Source organism: Bacillus sp. 05T31 (assembly GCF_056396725.1).
In genome coordinates this window covers 1-13613 of record NZ_JBFTMA010000093.1, presented here as the reverse complement: position 1 = coordinate 13613, position 13613 = coordinate 1, and the positions used below count along the sequence as shown (strand labels likewise).

At 34.7% G+C, this 13613-nt stretch carries 15 protein-coding genes and 1 pseudogene; 1 reads left to right on the top strand and 15 read right to left on the bottom strand.

Annotated elements, in window-relative coordinates:
• Nucleotides 1-430 precede the first annotated feature (430 nt).
• The gene (locus AC1DJR_RS08865) at nt 431-1597 is read right to left on the bottom strand and encodes a DUF4046 domain-containing protein (RefSeq protein WP_477002417.1); all 1167 of its coding nucleotides are present in this window, start codon (nt 1595-1597) and stop codon (nt 431-433) included.
• Nucleotides 1598-1741: 144 nt separating this feature from the next.
• Between AC1DJR_RS08865 and AC1DJR_RS08860 the strand changes: the two genes are divergently transcribed.
• Nucleotides 1742-1936, top strand: coding sequence for an ATP-binding protein (locus AC1DJR_RS08860; RefSeq protein WP_215561203.1), 195 nt, complete (start codon nt 1742-1744; stop codon nt 1934-1936).
• A gap of 123 nt (nt 1937-2059) precedes the next feature.
• On the opposite strand, the gene AC1DJR_RS08855 is transcribed toward AC1DJR_RS08860, so the two are convergent.
• The 14 genes and pseudogenes from AC1DJR_RS08855 to AC1DJR_RS08790 all read right to left on the bottom strand — a co-directional run.
• Nucleotides 2060-2125 (bottom strand): hypothetical protein, encoded by a 66-nt coding sequence (locus AC1DJR_RS08855; protein WP_404481608.1) that lies wholly within the window; start codon nt 2123-2125, stop codon nt 2060-2062.
• A 678-nt stretch (nt 2126-2803) separates the two neighbouring features.
• Entirely contained in the window at nt 2804-3427 is a 624-nt protein-coding gene (locus AC1DJR_RS08850; RefSeq protein ID WP_477002416.1) for a hypothetical protein, read from the bottom strand.
• Nucleotides 3424-3969 (bottom strand): hypothetical protein, encoded by a 546-nt coding sequence (locus AC1DJR_RS08845; RefSeq protein WP_477002415.1) that lies wholly within the window; start codon nt 3967-3969, stop codon nt 3424-3426. The genes AC1DJR_RS08850 and AC1DJR_RS08845 overlap by 4 nt, the downstream gene beginning before the upstream one ends.
• 85 nt (nt 3970-4054) lie before the next feature.
• Entirely contained in the window at nt 4055-4261 is a 207-nt protein-coding gene (locus AC1DJR_RS08840; RefSeq protein WP_000879954.1) for a hypothetical protein, read from the bottom strand.
• Nucleotides 4262-4331: 70 nt separating this feature from the next.
• Nucleotides 4332-4538, bottom strand: a complete 207-nt coding sequence (locus AC1DJR_RS08835; protein WP_215561200.1) for a hypothetical protein — start codon at nt 4536-4538, stop codon at nt 4332-4334.
• Between the two features lie 68 nt (nt 4539-4606).
• Nucleotides 4607-4813 carry a hypothetical protein gene (locus AC1DJR_RS08830; RefSeq protein WP_215561199.1) on the bottom strand — a complete coding sequence of 69 codons (207 nt, stop codon included), beginning with the start codon at nt 4811-4813 and terminating at the stop codon, nt 4607-4609.
• A gap of 42 nt (nt 4814-4855) precedes the next feature.
• Nucleotides 4856-5722 (bottom strand): hypothetical protein, encoded by an 867-nt coding sequence (locus AC1DJR_RS08825; protein ID WP_477002414.1) that lies wholly within the window; start codon nt 5720-5722, stop codon nt 4856-4858.
• A gap of 1 nt (nt 5723) precedes the next feature.
• Nucleotides 5724-6656, bottom strand: coding sequence for a type II secretion system F family protein (locus AC1DJR_RS08820; protein ID WP_477002413.1), 933 nt, complete (start codon nt 6654-6656; stop codon nt 5724-5726).
• A complete protein-coding gene (locus tag AC1DJR_RS08815) occupies nt 6649-8082 on the bottom strand; it encodes a CpaF family protein (protein WP_477002412.1) in 1434 nt (477 codons plus the stop codon). The genes AC1DJR_RS08820 and AC1DJR_RS08815 overlap by 8 nt, the downstream gene beginning before the upstream one ends.
• Before the next feature lie 17 nt (nt 8083-8099).
• Nucleotides 8100-8921, bottom strand: a complete 822-nt coding sequence (locus tag AC1DJR_RS08810; protein WP_477002411.1) for an AAA family ATPase — start codon at nt 8919-8921, stop codon at nt 8100-8102.
• 16 nt (nt 8922-8937) lie between these two features.
• Entirely contained in the window at nt 8938-9798 is an 861-nt protein-coding gene (gene cpaB, locus AC1DJR_RS08805; protein WP_477002410.1) for a Flp pilus assembly protein CpaB, read from the bottom strand.
• Nucleotides 9799-10416: 618 nt separating this feature from the next.
• Nucleotides 10417-10578: a hypothetical protein gene (locus tag AC1DJR_RS08800; RefSeq protein ID WP_215561192.1), complete on the bottom strand. Its 162-nt coding sequence runs from the start codon at nt 10576-10578 to the stop codon at nt 10417-10419.
• Nucleotides 10579-10707: 129 nt separating this feature from the next.
• Entirely contained in the window at nt 10708-13056 is a 2349-nt protein-coding gene (locus AC1DJR_RS08795) for a hypothetical protein (RefSeq protein WP_477002409.1), read from the bottom strand.
• A 122-nt stretch (nt 13057-13178) separates the two neighbouring features.
• Nucleotides 13179-13613 (bottom strand): annotated as a pseudogene (locus AC1DJR_RS08790) (S-layer homology domain-containing protein); the annotation flags it as partial.

The following is a 13613-nucleotide window of genomic DNA, read 5'->3' as shown; positions in this document are numbered from 1 at the left end:
CTACAACTCAACCACAACACATAAGGTGTGGGAATAAACGGAATCAATTAAACAATAAATATAGTTTTATAATAATAAATTCATACCAGTATTTCAACAATTTTATGCCCCTTTAAATATTCTGATTATTCCTTTTATTTTTATTGAAAATAATGTATAATAAAAGTATCCTACGCGAGATATTGAGTCGTATCTCATTCGTCATTCAAAAAAGGCCTGTATATAAAAATAAGGCCTTTTTTATTTATGTAAAAAATATAAATAAAAAGAGCTCGATGTAGCTTTGAAATAAAGTCKTACCGCAGTCAACGAAAGTACGGTCTAGATGCAGAGTACTGATAAAAAGTGAAATAATCAAAAAATTACTAACAGAATTTGTTGTAATTTGACTTGAGTTTCATTTATGTTAAGCTTTCATATTTTTTATAAATTAATTAGGATATAGTTCACTTAACATAGCATGTGGGTTCTTATTCCAAAATCTATCTAATGGGGTTCTTAACCCTTGATTAATTACCCACCTTCTACTATATATCCTTATTAGTTCTTCATTAGTTAATTTTTCTTTTTCCTCTATCGTCCATTTCAATGCTTCTAATGCCTTCTCCTTTGTCCAAAACCCACGAGGGGCCCTATTTAATTCCCATTCTTTAAACTTCCCTGGGTACAACTCGTGTAGCATGGCATATGGACTATTTTTCCAAAATCTATCTAATGGGGTTCTTAACCCTTGATTAATTATCCATCTTCTACTATAGACTTTTATAAGCTCTTCATTTGTTAACTTTTCTTTTTCCTCTATCGTCCATTTTAATGCCCCCAGTGCCTTTTTCTTTGTCCAGTAGTTTTTAAGTGTCTTCTGGAATTCCCACTCTTTGAAACATCCAGGATATAACTCATYTATCATACTAAATGGACTATCATTCCAATATCTYKCCAATGGGGTCCTTAAGCCTATTTCTGAAAACCAAATTACACTAATTTTTTTTCTTATCTCCTCATTATTCATTTGTTTTCTTTCCTCTATCGTCCATTTYAATGCTTCCAACGCTTTTTTTCTTGTCCATAAACGACTAGGAGTTTTTTTAAAMTCCCATTCCTTAAAATGGTCTGGATATAATTCATTTATCATTATGTAAGGACTAYYTCCCCAAAAAATTTGGCAAGGYGAACTCAAATTATGMTTAGWTAACCACYGAAYRTTATAAACCTCCAATAATTTATTATCTGTTAACCTTTCTTTTTYTTCTATCGTCCATTTTAATGCTTYCAATGCCTTTTCCTTTGTCCAATAGTTTCTAGGTGTCATTTGAAATTCCCATTCTTTAAAACAATTCGGATAAACATCATTTATCATGGCATATGGGCTATCATGATATTTAACGCTAAGTACACCACCTAATTTATATTTAATAATTAATTGGGATTTCCAACTCTTAAGAATTGTTTTTTTATCCCTCTTTAAAACTTTTTCTATAAAATACTTRATTACACGTTTTGCTAGATTATTATCWTRATCATCACTCCATGTACTTTTAGGAAATTGCTTTCTTTTACCTTCTAAAATTTCTTGATATATTTGTTCAATGCTATACATATTATTTACTCCTTTTGTTGTGCAAACAAAAAATCCACAAAATCATATACATTGTTATTAGATTCTTTAATCAGTTTCTATGATGATTTCCAAAAAGTACAAATAGAACCTATCATCCTTATTCCTGAGGAATAAATTTATATTATGGCGGATTCATCAGCTGTTAAACGTATAATTGAAAATTTAATTACCAATGCAATCAAGCATTCAAGTGAAGAGGTTACCATTCAACTTAATATAATGAATCCTGCTAAACAATTAAAAGAAGAAGAATTTCCTTTTCTTTTTGATCGCTTCTATAAAGTCGATCAAGCAAGGAGAAAAAAGGTACAGATTTAGGTTTGCTTATTGCGAAAAGTCTAATGACAAAGATGGATGGTAATTTATCAGCAGAATTAATTGGTGATCAATTAAAGATGAAGTATGAATGGAAAAAAGGAACAATAATTACAAAAATCCCATCTATATAGATGTGTTTTCTCCTGGTGCATTTTTTGTAAATTCGTATAAGGCACATGCACCTAAAATAACGAGTATACCTTCAGGAGCATCTATTTGGTATAGTTTTCCATGCGTCTGAAATTACTAGTTCATTACCTATATAAGACGTAAAATATGCCTCAATATTACAGATTTCGCGATGTGGGAAAGCCCATATCGCACTTTAGTCCACCTTTAGGCATGGGATGAAAGGATCGCTTTTTCATAGAAAAACAGTTGTTTATTGGTTATACTGAAACGATAGACAAGTACAAGTCTTTAAAACGACATTGTGTTCCTTGAAAACAAGATATCATATGGAGTTCGGTAGCCGAATTCATGCTATCGGTAAAATGATATATGTCGTCAAGAACAAGACACTAAAACATATGAACACGAACCTATACGGTCTGTCGTGAGAGTGGTGATGGCACACCGCAATCTTGCACGTCAGCGATACCAGAAATGGACTTCGCCTTTGGTAGCAAGAATCCCACTGACGTTTGTCAGCTTGCCCCTTTAGGGGGGGGGAGTGTCAATTATAGTAAATTGCACAACATATAAAATACCTCTTCTAATTAGATAAAAATATAAACTTTATTATCTTCATTCTAATTTAAAACATTATATCTAAATATATAACTTTATTATAACTAAATTCTAAGTGAAGTGAATATGCAAAAATGCATATTCACTTCACTTAGATTATACCTTTGTTTATCTACATTATTTTAAGGATATCCATTCATAGCTAGACCATTCTTTAGGCTGCTTGTCATACTTGATACGACCAGTGGTACAAAAAGAGGCAAGCATCCATTGAATAAAATTCATCTTTGCATAGGGATCAATACAATCCCCTATTTTTTTCAATTGATAGCCAGTACTATTTTTCTGCCAAATCGTATATAGACGAAAATGGGTAGTAGTAATGAGTCTAGCCCTTGTTGTAACCTGCCATTTTGCAATTTTCGTTAAATCTTCTTTTACCTTTCTTTCGTACTCTTGTTTTACTACTTTGTAACTCTTCTCTTTATTGATTAATCCATTAGAAAATTCAAAAGGCATTTGATGCACCTCATAAACTATGCCTTCTTCCTCCCCTAAAATATTCGATTCCACTAGAAATATATTTTTTAGTTTTAACTGTTCCGTTAATTCTTTTCCTCTTTGATAAAATGGCTTTTTCATCTTCTGCAACAAGACCACCTGTACAATTAATCCGATAAGTAACGGATACGCTAGTACAAACACCATATTAATAAACATGTTTACAAGAAGTACTCCTACTATTGCAAATATCGTAAAGTAAATATACGTTTCTCTTTGATGAATGATTCTACTGTTCAAGCCAAGATACCTCCGTTTTGATATATAGTGAAAGCAACATAAACCAGTGCTCCTAATAAAATAGAACAAGCCCCTGGAAAGCTCTGTATTAGCTGTATTTCTTTCTTTGGTAGTTTCGCACCAAATATAGAGGCAGTATGCTCTAATTGGTCTTTAATAGCTCCCAYAAACCCTAAAATCTTAATTAATCGATACACACTAGCAATCCAAAAGAATAGTAARTGGAAAGCTGTTAATGTAATWGCGGTAAGCATAGCCGATTCTTCTACTACRTTGCTAACATATAAAGCTACCACCACAAGCATTTTCGTATCACCGGGTGAAGAAAATTTAAACGTCTCTAGCAATAAACCACATGCTAAGGCCATAACTAGTACAATCGCAATCTCCTTGCCTGTTCGTATTCCAGCAAAATAGGTGATTCCTATACCCATAATTAAGAATAGTAGATGCCACATATTTTTTGTTTTTCTATATTTCAAATCAGTAAATACATTCAGGAACATGTAGCTTAGTAATAATCCTATAATATACAAAGGCATTCTCTTCTCTCCTTTTCTGAATCCATATACAATTGCTGTCTAAAAAAGGGAACCACTTCTAGAGTAGCCCCCTTGATTTTTACATTTATTTTTTGTTCCAAGAATCCACATCTGCATTGCTTGATGCTTTTGTGAATCGAGCTAGAATTGTATCATACCCACCTTGAATTGCTTTCCATACAAATGGCCCAATGACTAGCACAATAATTACCGCTAAAGCGATTAACATACCGTTTTCTGATGATAACTGTGAATCTTCGTTTTTTAACCAATTTTTCATTTTTGCTAACATATTATTTTCTTCTCCTTTATATATAAATGTTAAGAATCTACTAATACAAAAAATCAAATATTAAAAGCCTTTATTTCTTGTTCCAAGAATCTACATCTGCATTGCTTGATGCTTTTGTGAATCGAGCTAGAATTGTTTCATATCCACCCTGGATTGCCTTCCATACAAATGGCCCAATAACAAGTACAATAATTACCGCTAAAGCGATTAACATACCGTTTTCTGATGACAACTGTGAATCCTCATTTTTTAACCAATTTTTCATTTTCGTTAACATTTTATTTTGCTCCTTTATATATCAATTTTAGGAATCTATTAAGATAAGAATTTACCTATTTACAACTTTTATTTCTTGTTCCAAGAATCTACATCTGCATTGCTTGATGCTTTTGTGAATCGAGCCAGGATCGTATCATATCCACCTTGAATTGCTTTCCATACAAACGGTCCAATGACTAATACGATAATGACCGCCAAGGCGATTAACATACCGTTTTCTGATGATAATTGTGAGTCTTCATTTCTTAACCAATTCTTCATTTTTGTTAACATGTATTTTGCTCCTTTACCTATTCAATTTGGGATAATRTCTTTTTATATACTTGCAAATCCTTGTGCTAAGGATTGAATAACAATGACCATCGGATATATAACGATACAACCAATAACCGCAACGTTAAATTTATTCATTTCCATTGGTTTATCTTGAACCAGACGGTTGTAGTTCTCATGTTTTAATTCACGCATCATTTTGATTTGCGAATCCATAATACGAAGACTTTGTACCTTGTCCGTTTTTTGCGCTTGTTGTAACGCAATCGTAAAGGTGTTTACTTCTGGACTATTTAAAGCTGTTGCGAAGTTCCTAAACGGTTGATCCGAACCCGCATACATTTCTAATTCCGCTGTAAGAGTAGATACATAAGGACTAAGATGCCTCCCTGCATATATCTGTGCCTTTTTTACTGCTTCTAATGTTGTATGTGTCTTTAACAACTGCAGCAAYGGAATTAAATACTCCGGTAACTCAAACTTTCTTGCCTCTACAGCCTGTTTAATCTTTCTTTTTAATAGATAATCTGGATAGAAGTAAAGCAGTGGYGAAACCAGAACACCTACTTTAAATAAGTAGTAATCATGGAACACAGTACAACTTAAGAAAACAGAGGTGAAAATGACGGGATACGCAACCTTCATTTTTAAATATTCTTCTGGCTTTGTATCCAARCCAGCTTCYTCTARTTTTTTCTGAATCTGCTCTTTCTTTTCTTCWGTCARATACTTATGYGATARCGATTGRAAAGGAGCAAGCATCATTTGATTCAAATTCTTCTTTTCAATMCGCTTCGCATTTTCTACATAATGGGTAAGTACACTCTCACTGTCTTTTTTACTTTGTAGAAAGGTGGAGAATACCCAGTACATGACGACAAATATGACTAAACCCAAAAACGCGTCCATCTTATTCCCCCCTTTCTGTCGGGTTATAATTTGCAATCTTTTCTACACGGGTTGCTAGGAAAAATACAATAAACATATTTACCGCTAATGCAATTTTCCCCATCATAGATCCTGCTAAAAATCCATATGCCTCTTTTGACATCAACATAATGACAATCGGCATTGCGATGACTATTAAGCAGTTCTGTACAAAAGCACGTTGTGCTTGCGACAAACTAGAACGTAATCTTGCCAGGTATAGCTTTTGTTTTTCGAAATCTTCTGCAATATCTAGTAAGACTTGCACTGAATTTGCTCCACCTTCTCGGCTACATACTTCCAACATTTCGTGGAAGAAAACCAATTCTCTAAAATTAAAGGTTTCATTAAACCCTCTAAATGCACGATGCATCGTGGTTCCACCTTCTAATAAAAGAGAAACTTTTTCTATTTCTTCTTGAATACTTTCATGCATCATCGGTTTCACCTGAAGTAATACACGTTTTGCGTTATTACTAATTTGAAGTGCATTCGCTACGGCCTTCATATAGATAGAAAGACGGTCAATGACAACCAAGTAGTAACGTTTTTTTCTTCGATAGAGAAGAAATCTCGGCACTAAAAATCCGCATAAAGCAGAAATCAATGTAAAAGGATCTCTTCCAAAAGAAAAGTAGAATACAGCTGCAATACTCATGCCTGAAAGTACCGTATATACCCAGTACATACTTTTCGTCAGTTTCCACTCGTACTTKTGGGCTTCCTGGATAACGGATTGTGGAAGATACATCCGTATTCCTTTGATATTCCGTAATTCTAWGCGTCTTTCTTYTTTCTCATTTTCTTGTACAAATTGGGAAAGGGCAGAACCCTTAGATTTTGTAAAWAGYAAAACTAACAATAGTACACTCATGAATATGAGGAATATACATCCATAAGCTAACAAACTATGCATAYTGCACCTCCTKWTGTGMAAGGAATGGTGCATAAAGAGCTGGATTTACAGTAGAARAACGGAAYTTCYTYTCCATWTCAGCYGACATTKTYGCTGTARYGATATGATCTCCATGAATCTTYCCTACTYTCTCATTCATTTCATCATGTTCCTCATATGTCGGGATAAACTGAGAAAGCTGATTGAACTGTATATCATCTTKATAATCCAATARTTCAATCATCTCTGTAATATAACGATTCCCATCATCTTTCTTCTCTAAAAAGACAATCACATCAAATGTCTGCGAAATTAATTCATATAAATACTGGGCGTCAATATTTGCACCACTTTGCAGACACATGAGCATTAAACGTCTAACTGCTTCTTTTGCACTTCTTGCATGGACAGAAGTAAAACCAGGGTGTCCTGTTTGGAAGAAGTTCAGCATTTTTAATGCTTCTTTCCCCCTTGATTCCCCTACTATTAATCGCTTGGGTCCTTGTCGTAACGCATTTGTTAGCAATCTATCAAAGTCAATTGCATTCTCTTCTACTTCCGATGCCCTACACTGCATCGGAACAAAATGATGTTCTGGAAAAATACGATGTAAATATAATTCAGGGTTATCTTCTACTACGAGAGTGCGTTCTTTCTTCTTCCCTTTCGGAATATGAGAAGCAAGATATTTCATAAACTCTGACTTCCCTGTACCTGTTGCTCCCGCCACTAAAATATTCATTTTGGCTTTCACGGCTGCGGCCAAAAAGTCCAACATCTCTCTCGATGCTTGATTTGTAGATAACATCCGCTCTTCAGAGGCACGAAGGTGATCCGCATTCTTACGAATCGTTATCGTTGTTCCTAGTCCCCCAAGTTCATCTAACGCAATATTGATACGTATATACGGAAATACACAATCTACATATGGCTTTGCTGTATTTAATGATTCTGAAGTACTGTTTACCATCTTATAGGCTAAAGCTTTCACTTCTTCTTCCGTTTCAAATCGGTAAGGAAATGTACATTCTCCCTCCCCAATTTTTTCGTAAATAATCTCTTTTGTACCATTTATATAAATATCGGTTACGTCCTTATCCTCTTTCAAAGACTCTATAATCCCGAATCCCACAATATCATCACATACCATGTTTAATAACTGAATCGAAGGAACATCTGCGATAACAACTTGATTACTTAACAAAAAGTTTTTAATGATCGTTTCTACAGCAGCTCTCTTCTCCTTATTCATAAAGGACTCACTTAAAATATCACGATGTTCTTTTACTAAAAACGCACGAATTTCATCCGTTATATCTTTAATTTGTTGAGCTGTAGTCGTCCCTAATTTTCGAGCCGATTTGGAACGAATCATATAACCAAAATGGTATAAATCTACTCGATTTCGTTTTAAGTCGACTTGTTTTGCCTGTAAATAGCCCCACATACTACTAACCTCCCCTTTTAATTTCGAAAACCAAAGATACCCTTTTTCATAGAGGATGTATGCTGGGATGCAATATCAAGACCAGCTGCTTCCATAATGTGATGGACCTTTGTATTAATTTGTGGGGAACCAATCTGCATTCCCCATTCATAGCTTGTACGATCTCTGTCATATGGAATGGTCACCGCAATTTTTTGAGAAGAAAGCTTTTCAATATCTTCTACATAGTTCTCATCTCCCATGTTCAAAACATGAATTATACGAGGTAATGTCAGCTTCGCTTCTTCTATCAATTGCAATTCTTGCTTAATTGCTAAAGCACCACGAGGGTTACTATTTAGCACATGAACCACAATATCTGATTGATATAAGATTGGGTAACTCAATACCTCTGATAATTCAGTTGGTACTGATAGAATGATGTAATCGTATTCTGTGGCTACAAGCGATTCTATAAATGTTGTTACAAATAATTCTTTGTTTTGAATCTCAGGGAAGTGAGCCATGTTATATCCTGATGGAAATACCAAAAAATCCATCTTATCGTGCAATTTTTGTATCAACCTAGGATTCAATTTTTTCTCTASYAAATCTTGTTTTGTACAAATATACTGCAAGAGATTGTAYTCATTTTCTTTYYTWAYAAGCTCTAAYATATTTTTGCTGTCATGGGCAAGGCCTGTTCCAACTGCAAAGCTTGGTCTTACTTGGTCTGCTTCTACATAAAGCACCTTTTTCCCTAAATGAGCTAACTCATTTGCCATCGCAATACTTAACGTGCTTTTTCCTACGTTTTCGTTTGTCGCATAAAAGGCAACTATTCCTACTTGCCGCTCCATCTTAATACCCCCTTTCTTATTTGGATTCGTTCAGATACTGTGCAACATATTCTTTTACATTTTTAGAAATTGGATTGGTTGAATGTTTCTCTACATAGTCTAAAATGTTCTTCTGATCAGATATTTGWGAGAAYCCTTCMGCTGGTTSTAAYYCYTTCCCTGTTTGTTCYACCTTTTGKCCRACTGCAACRGGAATCACATCTCCAAGCRTTTTCGCACGATYTAAGTATTGGAGTTGTTCTGGCGAAACAGCCAGTGTATAYAAACGAGTKACCTTCGGTTTTTGTTTYCCCTCTTGTTCCTCTTTKGATTCTTTCTTTTCTAACACGAATGCATCTTCTGTATTACTATCTTTTGCAGCCGTAACACGTACACGCTGGAAAAGACCACCGAATACAACCTTCTCATTGTCTCCTTCTTTCACGACCTGTTTAAAATACAAGTCCACGTATGTGTTAGGAATAATACTATTCCCTGAACTTGTTTCAAGATCGACGAGTAACGGGAAAGCAACTTCTCCATTTTTCAGGTTTAATATAGCAGAATCAGGTAACTCGTCTTTCTTTACTACTTTATTTTTGAAGAAATAGCTGTTTTCGGTAATGGGTTGCTCATCATTTGTCCACTTTCCTACAACCTCTTTTTTACTCACGCGTAAAGCATTGGGTGGAATCGCATCACCAGGCAATGTTCGTTCCACTAGCATATCCTCTTTAATCTCTGTATGAGCAGGTATATCCTTTGCGGCTACAACAATCTTTGTTGGTTTCACTGCATTTTCTACTGCAAAATGATTGTATCCATAGATACCAGCGACTGTTGCAGCAGCWAGACCWACCGCAGCAATCTGCTTCTTTTGAAACTTAGATGGCTTCAATGTTTGTRTTCCTCCTTATGTAGYCTTTAAACGCAAAAAAAGGACACACCTATGGCATAAWGCGCCTTAGGTGTGTCCTTTTAGCTAATCTAAAGTCTATATGAAAATGTTGGATTTATTTTCTTTAATATTACAATTTCAATATTATGATATATATAGTTTTATGTCAAYCATTTCTAAAAAAATATCTGTTTTTTCTATTTAAAAGTACRTATCCTACAAATCRAAAAMCMTTMAAAAACGTTGTCATATCAAGGTTTTGAGCTATTAAACATCYCGTAAATATGATATAATAAATGTAAYGTAACTGAATATTTCAGGGTGGGAGTAGGTAAATTCCTATCAACGTCTTGGAAGAAAATACAAAAAAAGCGACGGAAAACGAAAAGAACCACCCAACGCCGCAAACGTACTAGGTGGTTCAATAAAAATAACTAAATTCTAGTAACCAACCACCTTGCGGTAGCAGTTACATAAGGCGAGATGTTGACGCATCTCGTCTTTATTAGTTTATGCAAAAACTATCTTTGTAATACTTCTACACATATTATAACATCAACTATGGTACATGTCATGTCTCTGCATCCACTATAGTGGACGAAATAAATAAAATTATTTCTAAAACGAAATCAATTTGGTTCCTGTTTCAAAATACTTTGCAGGAGCATAGCTTTTCCCATTACGATCCTGAAATTCACTTCCAATATACAAAGATACAATCATTGCGACAACGCTAATGAGAATCGCACGTTTAACACGATGTTTTTTCTTTTTATCCACTTTAAATTCCCCTTTCTACGAAAAAAAGGCACATCCCAATTAAGGGATGTGCCTTTGGWTTRTCCATTCAGCTACTAGTTTAAGATGGATTTCTTTTGTCGATTCATCTAATTATACTATATTTAATTTTTATTTCCCATTTTTCATGTAATACCAATCCGTCAGTTTATGAAGTAGTTCTTCTTTACCTACCCAGTTCCAGCCTACTCCACTTCCACCTGGGAATGGATCATCTGGGAAAACTCTTCTTTTTATAAAATCATCATACGCAACACCTTTAATTTCTACCTGCTCTGTTAGACACAGACTCATTTCATTAATACCTGCTGGAGCTGTTTCTACATTGAAAGTATATACCCCATCTTTCGTCTTCATTGGAGTATACCATTTTTGTCCCCCATCAATGATCTTTTCTTGCCCATCCCAATATAAAGACTTAGTTGGTCTTTTACTATCAAATACATGGCCTGTTTTCTCCGAAAGATACATATTTTTTGGAGAAAAACTTGATGTAGAGCCTGTATTTGTCTTACGTTCTAAATCTTGTTTAGATTTTAATCCTTCATCTGCGAACGGATATTGTGCTGTTGCTGCTGTAAATACACCAGGATAATTTGCATTCCAATCATTTTTGTATTTTCCGTTTACTTCATACGAAAAACCATAGCCAGAATGTAGCTTAGATGGTACTAAACTATCAATACTTCCGCTTAATGTTTCATAGTACATTTCTCCAACTGTTTCCTCTTTAGAAACACGTTCGCTGACTGTTTCTACTACACCTTTTACACTTGTTACACCGCACATACCTTTTTCATGCGATGGTGCATAGATAGCCGTTTTAATTGGGTTATTTTTGTATGTGGTTTCTTCTATATCTATACGATTACTAGCAGGGTTAATTTCCGCTTGAATTGTTCCTTTCCCTTTATGCTGCCAGTCAAGGTTCAATGTTTTCTTTTCTCCCTCTGTTAGTCTTACCTTTTGTAACGCCACTTGTTGTCCGTTATGTTTTAGCACGACTACCGTTTCTGGGTTTGCATATTTTTCTTCTAACGAATCTAACTTTTTAATTTTCTTCTTCTCTTTATCTAGTTTCTCTCTTGCTTTATCTAGCCTACCCGCAGCGTTGTCCAGTCTATTTTCTTCCCAAGAGCAATCCCTATCATAGTAGTGGTCATTACCTTCTGCATCTACTTCATGGATAGGATTACGTCGGCAATAACTTAGACTAGATTGAGCGCTATCTCTATCTGATTCAGTGCTATTTACTTCCTGCTGGGACTTATTAATATTATTGTTTACCTTCGCTCTATATTGATCACGTTCTGGTTTAAAGTTATCACGTGATACATCTACCCTTGTTTTAATATTCTTTCCTTCTCTTGCTGTCTCTCCTTCAATACGGTCAGCCGAGAAATCAATTTTATATTTRTAATCATCTTCATYRCCTGGATCTGGGTYWGGTGTMACYTCTGTACCACAGTTACCRTCWACATTAAAGTTTACGGTCTTCTCATTTGAATCCCTTTGAACAGCGTCAGTAACTTTAATTTTTGCAGTGTAACGACCACACATTTGCGGCTGCCAGCTTACATCTTCTTTATTAAATTGTCCTGCATCGCCTTCATTTGGTTTCTGGTTATCTTTTTGCGGATTCGAACGTAAGTAATTCTCCTGATGATGCACTGTTTCACCATCTTTTGTAATGTCTAGCATCCATTTCACACGATTTCGTTCTCCAGCAGCTTTTTGATAAGGATTTATAGTTGTTCCATTTTGGTCTCGGTCATTATAACCCTTATTTTTACTTACATACTCAAAACCGTTCAATGTAAACTTCACAGGCATATTTTTTGTACCACTAGAGGCTTTAAAATCTTTTATTTCAGGTTTACTTGTACGTACATACCACAAGTTAAACTTATTAACACCATCTACACCTCCAGATCCTGCATAACCACCAGAAAGGTATGCAATATCTCTAATCCAGTAAAAACCTCCCAAATCCTTCTGAGTTTTATAAGTACTTATAACATGCCTATTTATATTATCTAAAACAAATTCTCCTTCTCCCCCATATTTAGTAGAAATGATTGTTGCATTGATCCTTTCTATTTCGGTTACCATTCGATCACCTGCTGGTACTGAACTATTTAGATAACCTTCATTCGCAATACGAATATACGGTTCTGAATCGTCCACACTTTTCACAAGATTCTCACGATCGTTCCCCCAATTAAAGGAACCATTGTATACAGCAGGATAGTGGATATCTGCTCTATATAAAGACTTCTCTGCCTCATAATCTTTCCCTGGACGATAGAATTTCCCTGTTAACTGTAAATCTTTTGAAATTAAATACGTATTCTCACTTCCATCTAAGAATGGTACATCATTATTCATCGCTTGCGTGAAAGTAGGTGCAACTAATAAAGCTGATGTGCACACAAGTAAAAATTTCCGTTTAAACCCCATACTTTTCCCTCCTAAAATACAAAAAAGGACAAACCTGTACCTTTGGTTAGGTACGTAAGGTTTGTCCTTTACGTAATACGAATTTACATTAGTATATTTTTATATCCGGAATTATCATATCATTATTTTGGTTGAACGTCTATATACATTGTATGCTCTGTCATAGATTGTCCAACTCGGATTTTAAAATCACCCTTTTTATAATTATTAATAGTTTTAGCATCTACAGTTTCTTGAATTTCCTGATCCAAGTTTAATCCTATTAACATACTAGTCCACTTTTTCGCTAAATCTATTGTTGCAGGATGATTATCTAAGAACAAAATCTTGAAATCATTCGTACTTCCCGCTACAGAAAATTGTGCTCCAAGACTTCCCCCTGGAAGATACATACCTTTATCTATAATATTTACAGAACCTAGAAGGTCATTATATTTAAGATTCGTATTATATTTACTATTAATAACTTTTAAGATATTTTGGGCTTCAGAGGATAGTTGTTTTTTAACCATTGGATTTTCTAACGCCTCAGGTAAATATTCGAAATCCTTAGATAC

Coding starts and splice junctions, on each gene's coding strand:
- AC1DJR_RS08860 (WP_215561203.1), top strand. CDS start 1,742: ATGGCGGATTCATCAGCTGTTAAACGTATAATTGAAAATTTAATTACC.
- AC1DJR_RS08840 (WP_000879954.1), bottom strand. CDS start 4,261: ATGTTAGCAAAAATGAAAAATTGGTTAAAAAACGAAGATTCACAGTTA.
- AC1DJR_RS08835 (WP_215561200.1), bottom strand. CDS start 4,538: ATGTTAACGAAAATGAAAAATTGGTTAAAAAATGAGGATTCACAGTTG.
- AC1DJR_RS08830 (WP_215561199.1), bottom strand. CDS start 4,813: ATGTTAACAAAAATGAAGAATTGGTTAAGAAATGAAGACTCACAATTA.